The 17,095-nt window shown below is 34.4% G+C and carries 12 protein-coding genes; 11 read left to right on the forward strand and 1 reads right to left on the reverse strand.

Going from position 1 to position 17,095, the window contains the following annotated elements; genetic code table 11:
- Together fadB and LQ598_RS09805 are read left to right on the forward strand one after the other, a co-directional pair.
- Nucleotides 1-2,259 carry a 3-hydroxyacyl-CoA dehydrogenase/crotonase FadB gene (gene fadB / locus LQ598_RS09800; protein WP_107556547.1) on the forward strand — a complete coding sequence of 753 codons (2,259 nt, stop codon included), beginning with the start codon at nucleotides 1-3 and terminating at the stop codon, nucleotides 2,257-2,259.
- 31 nt (nucleotides 2,260-2,290) lie between these two features.
- Nucleotides 2,291-3,478, forward strand: coding sequence for a thiolase family protein (locus tag LQ598_RS09805; protein WP_103323418.1), 1,188 nt, complete (start codon nucleotides 2,291-2,293; stop codon nucleotides 3,476-3,478).
- A 214-nt stretch (nucleotides 3,479-3,692) separates the two neighbouring features.
- Here the strand turns inward: LQ598_RS09805 and mbcS are convergent, their stop codons facing one another.
- Complete coding sequence (gene mbcS / locus LQ598_RS09810; RefSeq protein WP_107536456.1) at nucleotides 3,693-5,273, reverse strand: acyl-CoA synthetase MbcS; 1,581 nt, start codon at nucleotides 5,271-5,273, stop codon at nucleotides 3,693-3,695.
- A 397-nt stretch (nucleotides 5,274-5,670) separates the two neighbouring features.
- Here mbcS and LQ598_RS09815 point away from each other — a divergent pair, with 397 nt between their 5' ends.
- The 9 genes from LQ598_RS09815 (at nucleotide 5,671) to LQ598_RS09855 (ending at nucleotide 16,981) form a co-directional block, all read left to right on the forward strand.
- Nucleotides 5,671-7,191 carry an NADH dehydrogenase subunit 5 gene (locus LQ598_RS09815; RefSeq protein WP_239745464.1) on the forward strand — a complete coding sequence of 507 codons (1,521 nt, stop codon included), beginning with the start codon at nucleotides 5,671-5,673 and terminating at the stop codon, nucleotides 7,189-7,191.
- Entirely contained in the window at nucleotides 7,184-9,736 is a 2,553-nt protein-coding gene (locus LQ598_RS09820) for a DUF2309 domain-containing protein (protein WP_107556545.1), read from the forward strand. Before LQ598_RS09815 ends, LQ598_RS09820 begins: the two co-directional genes overlap by 8 nt.
- Nucleotides 9,737-9,763: 27 nt before the next feature.
- Nucleotides 9,764-10,255, forward strand: coding sequence for a carbonic anhydrase (locus tag LQ598_RS09825; protein WP_239745465.1), 492 nt, complete (start codon nucleotides 9,764-9,766; stop codon nucleotides 10,253-10,255).
- Nucleotides 10,256-10,299: 44 nt separating this feature from the next.
- Nucleotides 10,300-10,668, forward strand: coding sequence for a Na-translocating system protein MpsC family protein (locus tag LQ598_RS09830; RefSeq protein ID WP_107536827.1), 369 nt, complete (start codon nucleotides 10,300-10,302; stop codon nucleotides 10,666-10,668).
- A 153-nt stretch (nucleotides 10,669-10,821) separates the two neighbouring features.
- Complete coding sequence (locus tag LQ598_RS09835) at nucleotides 10,822-12,474, forward strand: Na/Pi cotransporter family protein (RefSeq protein WP_107536828.1); 1,653 nt, start codon at nucleotides 10,822-10,824, stop codon at nucleotides 12,472-12,474.
- Nucleotides 12,475-13,116: 642 nt separating this feature from the next.
- Nucleotides 13,117-14,193, forward strand: coding sequence for a Gfo/Idh/MocA family protein (locus LQ598_RS09840; protein ID WP_107536830.1), 1,077 nt, complete (start codon nucleotides 13,117-13,119; stop codon nucleotides 14,191-14,193).
- 18 nt (nucleotides 14,194-14,211) lie between these two features.
- The gene (locus LQ598_RS09845) at nucleotides 14,212-14,928 is read left to right on the forward strand and encodes a ThuA domain-containing protein (RefSeq protein ID WP_107536831.1); all 717 of its coding nucleotides are present in this window, start codon (nucleotides 14,212-14,214) and stop codon (nucleotides 14,926-14,928) included.
- 17 nt (nucleotides 14,929-14,945) lie between these two features.
- Nucleotides 14,946-15,989 carry a Gfo/Idh/MocA family protein gene (locus tag LQ598_RS09850; protein ID WP_107536832.1) on the forward strand — a complete coding sequence of 348 codons (1,044 nt, stop codon included), beginning with the start codon at nucleotides 14,946-14,948 and terminating at the stop codon, nucleotides 15,987-15,989.
- A 23-nt stretch (nucleotides 15,990-16,012) separates the two neighbouring features.
- Nucleotides 16,013-16,981 carry a sugar phosphate isomerase/epimerase family protein gene (locus tag LQ598_RS09855; RefSeq protein WP_107536833.1) on the forward strand — a complete coding sequence of 323 codons (969 nt, stop codon included), beginning with the start codon at nucleotides 16,013-16,015 and terminating at the stop codon, nucleotides 16,979-16,981.
- Nucleotides 16,982-17,095 lie beyond the last annotated feature (114 nt).

Raw genomic sequence — 17,095 nt, forward strand, 5'->3', positions numbered from 1 at the left:
ATGACGATAAGTAAAGCGACCGTTCTAGGTGCAGGTACTATGGGAAGTCAAATTGCCGCACTATTAGTAAACGCAGGTTTAAAAGTAAAATTATTAGATATAGTAATAGATGAAAATGATCCGAATAAAATTTCTAAAAAAGCATATGATGTCATCACAGATGCTAAAAGACCTTTATTGTTTGATCTAGAATTTGCATCAAATTTATCTTATGGTAATTTTCAAGATGATTTAACAGGTGAAGATGATGCCGATATTTATATTGAAGCGGTGAAGGAAGAATTAGATATTAAACATCAAGTTTGGAAACAAGTTACACAAGTAGCTAAAGAAAGTGCAATATTCGCTACTAACACATCTGGTATTCCGATTGAAGCTATTTCTAAAGCATTTGATGAAAAGGATAAAGAACGATTTTTAGGACTTCATTTCTTTAATCCACCTCGTATTATGAAATTAGTAGAGGTTATACCTAATCGTCATACTTCAGATGCAGTAATTGAAAGAACTCAAGTATTTGCCGAAGAAGTACTAGGTAAAGGTGCTGTCGTTGCGAATGATGTGCCAGGATTTGTAGCAAATAGAGTTGGTACTCAAACGATGAATGATATTATGTACCGTGGTGAAGAACAAGGATTTTCCATTATTGAAGTAGATGCCTTAACGGGTAGAGCAATCGGTAGACCGCATACAGGAACTTATGGATTATCAGATTTAGTAGGTTTAGATATTGCAGTCACTGTGACAAGAGGGTTACAACAAGTTCCTGAAGAACAACCTTACTTTAAAGATACGAAAGTAGCAGACACACTTGTTAAAAATGGATCGTTAGGTCGCAAGACAAAACAAGGTTTCTATAAAAAAGATAAAAAAACAAGATTAGTTTATGACATAGATTCAAATGAATATGTTCAAGCTGAACAACCAAAATTTGAAATACTATCAAAATTTAGTAAAGATTTACAATCAAATTTAGATGTCATCTTTAACGCTGAAGATGATGCTGGTAAGTTTTTATGGGAAACATTAAGAAATAATTTCTATTATTCAGCAATCAATGTTCCTAAAGCTGCAGGAGATTTTAAAGATATCGACCGTGCACTTGTATGGGGCTTCAATTGGAAAAAAGGACCATTCCAACTTTGGGACTTGATGGGATTTGAACGCGTTAAAACGAGAATGAAAGAAGAGCTTGGAGAATTACCTAAATGGATTGAACAACAAAGTGGTTCATTCTATAAAGAAGATGAAACAATCGAACGTGTAACACCTACCTCAGCTTTTGTTGACCATGAAATATGGAATAGAGAAGACTCTAATTTATCAGTAGCGAATAAAGATCAATTATTACTTAAAATACAAAGTAAAAATAATATTATCTCAGATGGTTTTGCAAATGACTTAATTGAATCAATTGACTTATTAGAACAAGAAGACTACACAAGCATGGTGATATACGCTGGAGGTAACAACTTTAGCGTAGGTGCGAACTTGTACATGATGAAACAGGTTCATGAAAGCAAAAAAGTAGAAGAGTTAGTTGGTCCAGCAATTGATAAGCTTCACGAAAGTTTCAGCAGAATGAAATATTCACTTAAACCTATCGTAACAGCTGTTCACGGAAGAGCATTAGGTGGCGGTTGTGAAGTAGTACTACATTCTCCATTTATTGTTGCAGCTAGTGAAACATATATTGGTTTAGTTGAAACAGGTGTAGGCTTATTACCTTCAGGTGGCGGGTTAGCTGAGTTTGTTGATAGAGTGTTAAGAACGGATCATAAAAATGATGATAAACAAGAATCTATTTCTAAAGTATTAATGAATGTAGGTTTAGCTAAAGTTTCTACGAACGCTTATGAAGCTAAAAAATATGGCTATTTAAGAGACATTGATACAATTATTTTCAATAAAGAAAGACGTATTGAAGTTGCACTCAATAAAGCGCGCTATGAATCTGAAACGAACTATGTACCTAAACCTAAAGCTCAATATCCAGCATTAGGTAGAGACTTCAAAGCGTTAGCGCAAGCTCAATTAGACGCTCAAAGAATCGGTCATTTTATTAGTGATTATGATTATGAAATTACGTTAAAAGTAGCACACATACTTTCAGGTGGTGATTTACCACGTAATACGTATATAAACCAAAGATATATTCAAAAGCTTGAAAGAGAAGGTTTCTTATCTCTTTTACAAAATGAAAAAACTTATGATCGTATTACGCACATGCTAGAAAAAGGAAAACCTTTACGTAATTAATAAAGTGCTGAATAAGAGAGGATGAATATCAATGCAAGAGGCATATATAGTAGCATACGGACGTTCTGCAGCAGGTAAAGCTAAACCAGGTGGCGCATTATTTCATGAAAGACCTGATGAAGTGGCAGCTCAAGTATTAAAAGGCGTACTCAATAGAGTAGGTGGCTCATTTAATCTAAGCATGGTTCAAGATGTCATTGTGGGGAACTCTTTTCCTGAAGGATTACAAGGACAAAATATAGCACGCTCAATTGCTTTGCTTGCCGGATTACCAAATGAAGTGCCTGGTCAAACCGTTAACCGTTATTGTTCATCAGGACTTCAAACCATCGCCATTGCAGCGAATGAAATCATGTCAGAGCAAGCTGATGTGCTCGTAGCAGGTGGTGTAGAGTTAATGAGTGCAGTACCAATGGGCGGTAATGAACCAACGAATAATCCAGAGTTGCAAGAAGCAGACACTGGCGTATCGTATCCAATGGGCTTAACAGCTGAAATGGTTGCTGAAGAATATAAAGTAACGAGAGAAGCGCAAGATGCGTACGCTGTCGAAAGTCATAAAAGAGCAGCAGAAGCACAAAAATCAGGTAAATTTAATGATGAAATTATACCTATAGAAGTGCATAAAGTGAAGTATGACGAAAATGGACCGTCTGTAACAAAAGAAGAATTTAAGCAAGATGAGTTAATACGACCAGAAACAAATTTAGAATCCTTATCTAAATTAAGAACCGTATTTAAAGCAGATGGAACAGTGACTGCCGGTACATCAGCACCACTTACTGATGGCGCAGGATTTGTAGTGCTGATGTCTGGCGATAAAGTAAAAGAATTAGGTATCAAGCCAATTGCTAAATTTGTAGGCTTCAAAGCTGTTGGCGTAGATCCTAAATTAATGGGTATTGGTCCAGCTTATGCCATACCTGAAGTGTTAGAATTAACAAACTTATCAGTAGATGATATAGACTTAGTAGAATTAAACGAAGCATTCGCATCACAAACTGTAGCTTCAATAAATGAAGTAGGATTAGATATTAATAAAACTAACGTTAACGGTGGTGCAATCGCATTAGGACATCCACTCGGAGCAACTGGTGCAATGTTAACAGGTAAGTTATTATCAGAAATGAGTAAACGACCAGACACTAAATACGGTATGGTAACAATGTGTATCGGTGTAGGAATGGGCGCAGCAGGAATATTTGAATATGTAAGGTAATGATAGTAAGCATTCGATTATTTGAATCGAATGCTTTTTTGTTTGTGTGAAATAGGGGAAGTCGTGAGTTAAGTCCGAAGTTAATCCAAGAGATAGCACTGTATCCACATCTCATCTGCAATCGCGTCCACATCTCCAACTTCTTACAATTTAGCCATATAAAAAATCCCCGAAAGTTAGTTTATCTGTTCTAACTTTCGGGGAGTACTATATGCTATTTATTATATTTTTGTTTTTCAGCTTCTCTTAATTCTACACGTCTGATTTTACCTGAGTTTGTTTTTGGTAATTCTGTTACAAACTCGATTGCTCTTGGGTATTTATATGGTGCTACATCTTTTTTAACATAGCTTTGTAATTCTTTTACAAGTTCTTCGTCGCCAGTGATATCGTTTTGCAAGATGACGAATGCTTTGACGATGTTACCTCTTATTTCATCTGGGCTTGCTACGACTGCACATTCTTGTACTTTAGGGTGTTTTGTTAATGAGTCTTCTACTTCGAAGGGCCCAATTGTATATCCAGAGCTAATGATAACGTCATCTTCTCTGCCTTTAAACCAAAAGTAACCGTCTTTGTCTAATTGTGCGCGGTCTCCTGTTACATAGTAGTTGCCTCGTTTTGATTTTTCTGTGCGTTCTTCGTCTTTGAAGTAACCTTGGAATAATGATGGTGAATCTAATGAAACGGCAATGTCTCCTGTTTCTCCGTTTGTAATGGGTTCACCGTCTTCATCGATAACGGCAACATGGCTTCCTGGTATTGCTTTACCCATTGCGCCTGGTCTGCTTTCAGTGTCTTTTAAAAATGCGATAAGCAATGTGTTTTCAGTTTGTCCATATCCATCTCTTACTTTAATGTTGAAATTGCTTTGGAATTGTTCTATTACTTCTTTGTTTAATGGTTCACCTGCAGAAACTGCACTATGAAGATCTTTTAATGTGTAATCAGATAAATTAGGTAATTTAGCCATTAAACGATATTCTGTTGGTGTACAACATAATGCGTTTACTTGATGTTTTTCTAGCAAGTCTAAATATTTAGCAGCATTAAATTTACCATTATAAACGAAAGCTTTTGCACCTGAACCTAGTATTGATAAGAATGGACTCCAAATCCATTTTTGCCAACCTGGTGCTGCAGTTGCCCAAACAGTATCTTGTTCAGTAATGCTTAACCAATGTTTTGGTGCTGTTTGGATGTGTGCAAATCCCCAACCGTGAGTGTGTATAACTGCTTTAGGTAAGCCTGTTGTACCTGAAGTATAAGATAAGATTGCGATATCATCTCTTTTTGTTTCATCTACAGTGAGTTCTTCACTAGCATCTTGTATTTCTTGATTGATTGATATCCAATTTTCTTGCTCAGATCCTACGATGAATTTTGTTAAATCATCGAATTCTTTAATACCTTCAAATTCGACTGTACATTGATCGATGGCTACTACAGCGTCCACTTCACCATGTGTAATTCTATGTTGTAAATCTTTCGTACGTAACATTTCTGAACTTGGAATGATGATAACGCCGAGTTTAAGTGCAGCAATATATATTTCATAAGTTTTAATAGAGCGTGGCATTAAAATAAGTACTTTGTCACCTTTTTTCAAGCCGTGGTTTTTAAATATATTCCCAACTCTATTAGCGTTCTTTATCAGTTTTGAGTATGTAATTGTTTGTACTGTACCTTCGACATCTTCAAAAACGATTGCCTCTTTAGATTCGTCAGTTGTATATTTTTCGATTTCATTAACAATATTGTATGTTTCGGGTGCTATTAAGTCTGTTTTTTTCATGCTAATCTCCTCATTTTTATTATTATCTTATTTTAACAATGAATAATCATTAATACGAATAAATGAAACTATATGAAAACAGTTAGCATCAATCTATTGACATTTTTTAAAAATAAATATATGTTATTAAAGTATATTAAAAACGATATCATGTGAAAATCTTTAGCAAGCAGCTAATAATAATTGGTTAATTGAAAAAGATATTGATAAGTCTTAGTTTAACATTAAATATTTCTCAGGAAATTACATATAAGCAACATAAATAGTAAGGAAGCAATTAAAATAACTATACAAAGTTAGTTTGGTTGAAGCCGACAATTAAAACAAATCAGTTTAAATGATTTGTTTTACATTGTCGGCTTTTTTTATTGCTTTTGTCAGAAAAGGGGCAAACGATATGACGTATTTATTAACATTATTTTTTATTTCAATTGTATTAGCTGTGATAAGTGGAATTGTATATTTAATACCGAAAGTTCCAACACGATATGTTCATGTTCATTTGGTTATTGTATCTATTCCAGTTTTTATAGCATTTATAGGATTAGTTTTTATGAATGAAATGATAGATATAGGATTTTGGCATTTAGATACTTTATCTTGGTTGCTTGCCTTTTTCATTTTAAGCATTGGACTTATCCTTCAACGATTTTCAGTTCGATATTTAGATGGTGATGCACAGTATCGTAAATACTTTGCGTTATTTACTTTCTTGACGACATTGGCTTCTGTCGCGTGGTTAAGTAATGATCTTAGATTAATGACGTGTTTATGGGGATTAACGCTTTTTTGCTTAACGTTGTTAATAGGTTTAAATGCAAAGTGGCAAATTACAAAACGAGTTGCTAGAAGTACGAGCGTAATCTTTTTTGTAAGTTGGTTAGCATTACTCATCGCAATGTTCATGACTTACAACGTTACAGGTGAGTGGAATCAGTCGTTAATATTTAAAGGTGACAACTTTGCTCAGTTTAAATCTTGGCAAGGTATTGTGATCCAATTGTTGTTAATATTATCAGTTATTATTCCAGCAGCACAATGGCCGTTTCATAAATGGCTAATAGAGTCTGTTGCTGTGCCGACACCAGTATCAGCTATTATGCACGCTGGTATTGTAAATGTAGGGGGCGTTATTTTAACGCGCTTTGCACCAATTTTTACGAATGAATGGGTTATCACGTTATTAATTATTATAGCGACGGTATCCGTGTTAATTGGATCAGGCATTAGCTTAGTACATGTGGATTATAAAAGACAGTTAGTTGGTTCAACAATTGGGCAGATGGGATTTATGTTAATTCAATGTGCGTTAGGTGTTTATTCAGCAGCAATCGTACATCTTATTCTGCATGGTTTATTTAAAGCGACGCTATTTTTACGTTCAGGATCAGCTGTGAGGCATTTTGACATGCCTTCAAGAATGAATGAAAGTGTATCGTATATATGGGTATTGCTAGGTCGATTGTTAGCAATCATTATTGGAATAATGTTTTGGCTTATGGCGCCAACAAACAGTTATCAAATTATAAGTGCATTAATTTTAGCGTGGTCGTTATCTGTTTCATGGACGCAACTCGTAGCGTTTGGTGAAGGGAAACTAGGTCGCATAATTGGTCTCGTTGCATTAGTGATCGTTGGTGCTGCTTATTTTGCTGTACACCATTTATTCCATGACTTACTTTATCAATATTCAATCTACAGTAATGAGACGCCATTGTTAGCTGTCATCATTATGGTGATATTGCTGCTCATAGGTAGTGGCTTGAACTTATGGATTGGAAGAAATCAATCATCTAAGTTCGTTACGATTATATATTTATGGCTGATTCATATAGGCGAAGCTAAGACTCAAAATATAGAAACACATCCTCATTATTTAAAAAATCATCTATTTAAAGGAGGTTATAAACATGACTGAAGCGGTTGAAACACATCAAACTGTTTATGATTTGATTAAACGAGCAAGTCGTGTCATAACACCACTTTCTCCGATTAATATTTTTGCGGCAAGACATCCGTGGGCAAATATGGAAGAAGAAACTTTTGAAGAAGTCGCAAGATCGTTTGAAAAAACACAAAACATAAATTTATATCCGAGTGAAAGTTTATTAAGCTCTGCGATTCAAAGAGGAGAAATTCAACAAGATGTTATTGAAAACAAACTTGCTCAATGGTTAAAAGGAAGAAATAATGATTTAAATATAGAGATAATAGAACAATATTGTAAACAAACAATCATGAATGATGTAAATAATATTATGATTTCTAACCATGATAAAGAGAAGTTGGAAGCATCATTAGCAAATATGAATAAGCCTTATAAAAACGAGCATAAACACGTACTCAGCTCATATATCATGCATCGATCTGGTCAATCGTGTTTAGATGTACTGAATGCTCAAATGATTAAGTGGTGTAAATTATATCTCGATGATACACAATCAGGTTGGTCAATCCCTAAATATGGCAAAGGATTTTATAAGACTTGGAATGAAATGGCACAGTTTGATCCAGCATTAAATAAATTGATGAGACATAAAATTAAAACGTTACCTTTAGAGCCAATTGAGTCGATATATTATTGTTTGAATCGACTTGGGATGACTGAAGATGATTTTCAAACTTATTTAGAAGCACATTTGTTATCACTTCCAGGATGGACGGGTATGTTGCTTTGGAAAGATGAACAACTCGTTTTAGTGACTGATTACTTAGCAATCAGACTTTCTTTAGAATGGGCGCTTATAAGTGATGAGTCAGTAGAACTATCGAATAAAGATAACATTGATATAACACCAATAGTTTCATGGATTAAGTGTGGCATGTTTACAGTGGACAGTTGGTTACAATTATCAAGCGAGGATCAAGATATATATATTTCTTTTGCGAATGATTTTGATCACATTACAAGACATAAATTGTTGTTAGAAGCTTGGGAAGATACTTATGAACATCGTTTAAAACAAGAAATTTCATCTCATATATCTACTGAGTATAAAAAAGAAAAAGTTGAAGCGCAGCTAGCTTTTTGTATTGATACAAGGTCTGAACCATTCAGACGTCAATTAGAGATGGAAGGCCCTTTTGAAACAATCGGTATTGCAGGATTCTTTGGTTTACCGATAGAGAAATGTGAATTAGGTCAGCATCACACGCATAATGCCTTACCTGTTATGAACAAGCCACAGCATAAAATATATGAATATGTAGATACACGTCAAACTACTCAATATATAGAAAAAAAGAAAAGCTTATCTTCACTCATTTATACGTTTAAAAAAATGAAACAGAATGTATTACCAAGTTTATTATTACCTGAATTGACAGGTCCGTGGCTAAGTTTACAAACCATTTCAAGAAGTTTTGCTCCTAAAAGTACAGGGTGGTTCATTAATCAATTTAATCAAAAAGTATTAAAGAAACCAGAAACGAAACTTTCTATTGATAGAAGTCAAAATGATCACAATGAATTACCGATAGGATTTACAAAACAAGAAAAAATCATTTATGTAAGAGAAGCTTTAAAACTGATGAATTTAACGGAACAGTTTGCTTCACTTGTTGTAATTTGTGGACATGGAAGTCATAGTGCAAACAACCCTTATGCGTCCTCATTAGATTGTGGCGCTTGTGGAGGTTCGGCAAGTGGATTTAACGCTAAAGTTTTGGCTACTTTATGTAACTTGCCTGAAGTTAGAGCAGGACTTATTAAAGAAAATATAATTATTCCAGAAGAAACTGTATTTATAGCGGCTGAGCATTGCACGACAGTTGATGATTTACAGTGGGTTTACGTACCTGAACTTACTGATCAAGCGACAGCATCTTTTGAAAAATTGAAAAATGTCTTACCTACAGTTAGTCGTCATGCAAATCGATTAAGACTTGAACACATTCCTGGGATGAGTCATTCGAAAAGTAACTCTAGAACGAAAGCTGATAGATTGTCGAGTGACTGGAGTGAAATACGTCCAGAATGGGGACTTGCTAGAAATGCTGCATTTATAATTGGGCAAAGAGCGCTAACGGAACAATCTCAATTGGATGGGCGTGCATTTTTACATAATTATGATTGGACGAAAGATTTAAATGGAGAAATTTTAAATACAATTATGAGTGGACCTGCAACTGTAGCGCAATGGATTAACCTTCAATATTATGCATCGACTGTAGCACCTCATTATTATGGTAGTGGAAATAAAATCACGCAAACAGTTACAGGTGGCATTGGTGTTATGCAAGGAAATGGTAGTGATTTACTGACGGGATTACCATGGCAATCTGTGATGAAATCTGATGAAGAATATTATCATGCACCAATTAGATTACTAGTTGTAATCCAAGCGCCAAACGTCTATATAGAGAACTTGCTCAATCAAAATAAGACGTTTAGAACGAAAGTTGAAAATGATTGGCTTCTATTATCAAGTATTGATGAAAAGGGTGAATGGCACAAATGGTAATTTGATCAAAATAAATACGGTGAGAGGATGTATAATATGAATGAAGAAAAAAATATACTCATACTATCTGATTTAAATACACATCTAGAAAACCAACTTCTTAAATCTTTGGAATTCAAGCCTGGTAAAGTGATGACAATTAATAGTTATCAGGCTGAAATATCTCATGCATATGGTGATGTGATGAGATCAATCATAATTGCTATTTACCAATATAATGTACATGAAATCTATATAATAGGAAGTTCTACCTATATGCATACAATTGAGTTGCCTAAAAGTATCATAAATAATACAGAGAAAATTAAAACACTCGATTATTTGTTTCACAATTGTAAACCAGAATTTAGTAGTGACAATATAGTAGATTGGCTAAATGGTGAAAATGATATTGATAAAAGTTTAAAAGCAAGTGTCAATCATATTTCAAATCATCCGCTCATACCAATAGGCATTAAAATAAATGGTGTAAAGATAAAGAAAAATGAAACAGAGGTAGTAATAGAGCAAACTACTTAACATACAATAACTAGACTAAAATATGCAGCAAGGAGACGATAAATATGGACATAACAAAAGGCGCATGTGAATCATCAATAAGTAAAGCCATCACACAATGGGAAAAAGAATACTTAGGCAGAGGATCATTATCTGTAAAAACAGATATATTGAGAGATATGATTATAGTAGATTTACAAGGCGTATTAACACCTGCTGAATATAGTGTTTGTGAAACGCAAGAAGGCTTACTATCTATTAAAAGAACGCGTTCGAAATTAGTTGAATCAGATATGGAGAACTTATATAAAATGATATATAACATGACGCAACATGAAGTTAAAAGTTTTCATACTGATTTAAGTTCACTTACAGGTGAACGTATGATGATATTTAAAATGCATCAAAATATTGAAGTATTATTTAATAAGTAAGAAAAGCCCATATATCAATAATGAAATCCTTTTTATAAAATGAATATAAAAAATTAAATCTAGTGTAAAGAAAAGTTCATTAAATCTTTACACTAGATTTACAATGATAGTTTAATATTCATAATGGTTACAATAACTTTAAAGAGGTGTCTTATGGAACTGTCGGCTTTAGAAATTATCTTTACATTTATTGGTGGTTTAGGTATTTTTCTATATGGTATTAAGCAAATGGGTGATGGCTTACAAGCAGCAGCAGGAGATAGGTTAAGAAGTATATTAAATAGATTAACGAGCAATCCACTAATGGGCGTACTAGCAGGTATGATTGTTACGGTATTGATACAGAGCAGTTCGGGAACAACAGTTATTACTATCGGGTTAGTAAGTGCAGGATTTATGACGATGAGACAAGCCATTGGTGTTGTCATGGGTGCTAACATAGGAACTACAGTAACAGCATTTATTATCGGTATTAATATTGGAGACTATGCTTTACCAATACTAGCATTAGGTGCTTTTTTAATATTCTTCATTCAAAAACGTAAAGTTAAAAATATTGGTATGATTTTCTTCGGATTTGGTTCACTATTCTATGGACTCGAGTTAATGAGTGGTGCAGTTAAACCATTGGCAGACTTAGATGGATTTAAACAGATCATGTTAGATATGTCTTCGAATCCATTTTTAGGCGTAGCAGCAGGTACGTTCGTAACTTTAATTGTACAAAGTTCAAGTGCTACAATTGGTATTCTTCAAGGATTCTTTGCGAATGATTTAGTATCATTGCATGGTGCTTTACCAATTTTACTCGGAGACAATATTGGTACAACGATAACAGCAGTACTAGCAAGTTTAGCAGGTTCGATAGCAGCAAAACGCGTAGCAGTCGTACATGTTATGTTTAACGTGATTGGTGCAGCAATATTCTTATTAATATTGCCATTTTATGAAGCGGCAATGCAATGGGTTCAACATGCATTGAACTTAAACCCTAAAATGGTTATTGCATTTGCACATGGAACATTTAACGTAACAAATACACTCATTCAATTACCATTTATATTCGCATTAGCTTGGATTGTAACGAAGATTATTCCAGGTGAAGATTTAAATGAAAAATATAAACCAAAATATTTAGATAATAATTTAATTAATAGAGCACCGAGCATAGCACTACAAGAAGCACAAAATGAAATACAAAACATCGGTAAAATGACAGTTTCAATGTTAAATAATGTTGAAAACATAGATGATAAATCTATAAAAAAACATAAACAAAAACATGTAGCAGTAGATAACATGTACGATAATGTAAGACAGTATTTAAATAAATTATCAGAGAAAAAGTTATCTGCTAAAGATGCTGAAAGATTGTCAGTGTTATATGATGTAAATAGAACGATATTAAAAGTTTCGTCATTAACAGAAAATTATTTAGAAGAACTTCAGAAAAAACAATCGGCAGATATCCATATATCTGAAAAAGCAGAAAAAAGCATCGGTCAATTATATAATCACGTCAAAGTATCGTATGAAAAAACATTCGAAGTATTCGACGTTTATGATTATATTAAAAAAGATGAAGTCGTTAAAAGAAGTGAAGATTCTTATTTATTAGAACACGAGTTACGTAAAAAACACATTAAACGATTAAGTTCCGGAGAATGTTCTCCAGAAGGCAGCCTTGTTTATATAGATATGATTTCCGTTCTTGAAAGAATCGGTTATCACTCAAGAAATATATCTGAATCTATGATCAATTTAGGTGAAGACACATATACACAAACATCAGAAGTTAGATTATAAAAGTAAAGATAGGCTGAGACATTAACATCTCAGATTAATATAAAAGAGCGCAAATTCTTATTTTCGAAGAATTTGCGCTCTTTTTATTTTTTATTATTGGCTGAGGTTGGTGTGTTTGGCGGGAGCGGGGTCTGAATGTAGCTTGTTTGGTAAGTCTTGCAACATTCGGAGCTTCTATGTAGCTTGTTTGGTCAGTCTTGCAACATACAGACGTTCTATGTTGCTTGTTTGTGTAGTCTTGCAACATACAGCATGTACTTAAAAGAACAAACGAAAAAATATAAGAAAAATGAATATTCCTCGCGATTTTGTGAAGTGCTGACGCCCGGGGGAATAGTATGAGAGAGAGACTACAGGCTCGAACCATACCCCTAGGCAAGCATGCACGAACAAAATCGTAAGATTTTAATATATATAAAGATGTTTTCACTAGTCTATAACCTAATGAAGACATCTTTTATTTTAAGTGAAAATATTTTTAGCTTATGAAAATATATACAGATGTGAAATATAAGTGTCTATACAAGGGTTATTCATTGGTCTTTGATCTTTTTTATCTTAACATAGTTATATAAACAAAAATGTAAGCGATTTCTAAAAATTAAAATTAATTTTTAGAAATACATAAAAGGGGCTGTACGTATGAGTTTAAATGTTGGAATCATTGGTTGTGGTGGTATCGCAAACGGTAAGCATTTACCTAGTTTGCAGAAAATAAATGAAGTGAACATTGTTGCTTTTTGTGATATTGAAGTTGAAAAAGCGCAAGTTGCTGCTGAACAATATGGAACTGATAACGCGAAAGTTTACGAAGATTATAAATTATTGCTGGAAGATGATTCTATTGATGTTATTCATGTATGTACACCAAATAGTTCTCATAAAGAATTAACGGTTGCTTCTCTCGACGCAGGTAAACATGTTATGTGTGAAAAACCTATGGCTAAGACGACAGAAGAAGCGAGAGATATGATTGAAGCGGCTAAACGTAACGGTAAAAAGTTAACAATTGGTTACCAAAATCGTTTCAGACCTGACAGTCAATATTTACGTAAAGCAACCCAACGTGGTGACTTAGGTGATATTTATTACGGGAAAGCTCAAGCTATCCGTAGAAGAGCAGTACCGACTTGGGGTGTATTTCTTGATGAAGAAAAACAAGGCGGCGGACCTTTAATCGATATTGGCACACATGCTTTAGATTTAACATTATGGATGATGGATAATTATGAGCCTGAATCAGTCATGGGTTCAACTTTCCATGAGTTAGGTAAAAAAGAAAATGCAGCAAATGCATGGGGACCGTGGGATCCTAAAAAGTTCACTGTTGAGGACTCAGCTTTTGGATTTATTAAAATGAAAGATGGCTCTACGATTATTCTCGAATCAAGTTGGGCTCTCAATTCATTAGATGTGGATGAAGCGAAATGTGCACTTTCAGGAACTGAAGGTGGCGCTGATATGAAAGATGGTTTAAGAATTCATGGTGAAAATTTCGGCTCTTTATATACTTCAAATATAGAGCTTGAAAATAAAGGCGTCGATTTTTATGAAGGTGAAACAGTTGATGAGGCTGAAGTAGAAGCGCGTAGTTGGATTGATAGCATTCTGAATGACAGTGAACCAGTTGTTAAACCAGAAGAAGCGATTATCATCACTCAAATATTAGAAGCACTTTACGAATCTGCTAAAACAGGTAAAGCTGTTTATTTTGATTAATAAAAAGGGGATATCGATATGAACATAACAGTATGGAACGAATTTAGACATGAAGTAGAAAGTGAAGCAATTAAAGCTGTCTACCCTGATGGTATTCACAATGTTATAGCAGGTTTTTTAAGTAAGGATTATAAAGTTAAAACTGCAACATTAGATGAAGCTGAACACGGTTTAACGGATGAAGTATTAGCGCATACAGATGTCTTAATTTGGTGGGGACATAAAGCACATGATGAAGTAAAAGATGAAATTGTAGCTAAAGTTAAGCAACGTGTACTAGATGGTATGGGACTTATTGTGTTGCATTCAGGTCATTTTTCGAAAATATTCAAAAGTTTAATGGGTACAACGTGTGATTTGAAATGGCGTGAAGCTGACGACAGAGAAAGACTTTGGGTAGTTGATCCAACACATCCTATTACAGAAGGTTTAGATTCGTACATTGAGCTCGAAAAAGAAGAAATGTATGGTGAACATTTCGATATTCCTGCACCTGATGAAACAGTATTTATAAGTTGGTTTGAAGGAGGAGAAATCTTTAGAAGTGGTGCGACATTTAAACGGGGCAATGGTAAGATTTTCTACTTTAGACCAGGACATGAAAGTTATCCTACTTATTATAATGAGCAAATCCAGCAAGTTATTAAAAATGCTGTTGAGTGGGCACGCAATCGAAACACACCGAAACATCAATATGGCAACGCTCAACCACTAGAAGAAATTAGTGAAAAATAAAATAGGAGACTTCAATTATGAATAAACTCAAACTAGGTGTCATTGGTGTTGGTGGAATCGCACAAAATAGGCATATACCAGCTTTTCAAAAATTAAATCACTTAGTAGAAATAGTAGGTGTGCAAGATATTAATGAGGCGTTATCTCAGAAAGTAGCATCTCAATTTCATATTTCGAATGTTTTTACTGAATATGAAGAAATGTTTAGTGAAGTGGATGCGGTTGTTATATGCACACCGAATAAATTTCATGCTGAAATCAGCATTGCAGCTTTAAATGCGGGTGTGCATGTATTTTGTGAAAAACCAATGGCGATGAATCGAGAAGAATGTGATGCCATGATAGAAGCGTCGAAAAAATCTGGTAAGTTATTAGCAATTGGATATCATTATCGTTTTACAGATGCGGCTATTACTGCTCATCGTGCAATTGAAGAAGGTGTTGTTGGAGATCCACTTGTAACAAGGGTACAAGCGTTGCGCAGACGTAAAGTACCAGGTTGGGGTGTCTTTACAAACAAAGAACTTCAAGGTGGAGGAAGCCTTATAGATTATGGATGTCATTTATTAGATCTTGCTATGTGGCTACAAAATAATGCCCAACCAGTAGAAGTGTTAGGTAAGACTTATAACCGTTTAAGCAAAACACCAAACCAAATAAATGACTGGGGTGCTTTTAACCATGAAACATTTGAAGTAGATGACCATGTTTCTACTTTTATAACTTTTGATGATGGTTCAACGATGCAGTTTGAATGTTCATGGTCGGCGAATATTAAAGAAGATAAAATTCATTTAAGCATGTCCGGAGTTGAAGGTGGTCTCAATGTGTATCCATTTGAAATATATCAACCTCGATTTGGAACGTTCTTTAATGAACAAGCATATGCCGAACATAATGAAGACGAGGCAGCACAAAGACAAGCTTTAAATTTCGTTAATAGTTGTTTAGGTTTAGAAGATTTAATTGTGAAGCCGGAAGAAGCTCAGCGTGTAAGTTCATTAATAGATGCGATTTATCAAAGTAGTGAAGAAGGCAGAAGTGTAAGAATAAAATATTAACAAATTTCTAAGGGGTGTTACATATGAAAATTGGTGTATTTACAGTGCTTTTTCAAGATAAAACATTTGAAGAAATGTTAGATCATGTAGCGAATTCTGGTTTAAAAATGGTCGAAATAGGAACAGGTGGTAACCCAGGAAATCATTTTTGTAATTTAGATGAATTATTAGAAAATGAAGACAAAAGATCAGCATTTATGGATGCCATCACACAAAGAGGTTTGGAAATTAGTGCGTTTAGTTGCCATGACAATCCCGTATCACCTAATAAAGAGCATGCTAAACAAGCACATGAAACATTTATTAAAACGGTCAAATTAGGTTCAATATTAGGTGTACCAGTAGTAAACACTTTTTCAGGGATACCAGGATCAGATGAAGATTCAAAGCATCCTAACTGGCCTGTAACACCTTGGCCAACAGCATATTCTGAAATTCTAGAATGGCAATGGGAAGAAAAATTAATCCCATATTGGAAAGAAGCGGCTCAGTTTGCTAAAGACCACAATGTTAAAATAGGTATTGAATTACATGCAGGATTCTCAGTGCACACACCATATACGTTGCTGAAACTAAGAGAAGCAACAAATGATGCAATAGGTGCAAACTTAGACCCGAGTCATCTTTGGTGGCAAGGCATAGATCCAATAGCAGCAATTAAAATATTAGGCAAAGCCGATGCAATTCATCACTTCCATGCGAAAGATACTTATATCGATCAAGAAAATGTCAACATGTATGGATTAACAGATATGCAACCGTATAGTTCAGTCCAATCAAGAGCATGGACGTTTAGAACAGTCGGTTATGGACATAGCCCGCAAGTATGGGGAGATATAATAAGCGCATTAAGAATTAATGGATATGACTATGTCGTAAGTATAGAACACGAAGATCCAATTATGTCAGTCGAAGAAGGATTCCAAAAAGCAGCCCACAACCTTCAGACAGTCAACATAAATGAATCACTAGATAATATTTGGTGGGCATAACAAAACCACAGCTTCAGCTTGTTTCAAAACTCGCTGAAGCTGTGGTTTTTAGTTTGAGATGACTTGGTCTTGGTGCCTAAGTCGTGAGTTAAGTCTGAAGTTGATCCAAGACAT

Origin of the sequence: Mammaliicoccus sp. F-M27, assembly GCF_022387115.1 — a bacterium.
Classification (GTDB): Bacteria; Bacillota; Bacilli; order Staphylococcales; family Staphylococcaceae; genus Mammaliicoccus; species Mammaliicoccus vitulinus.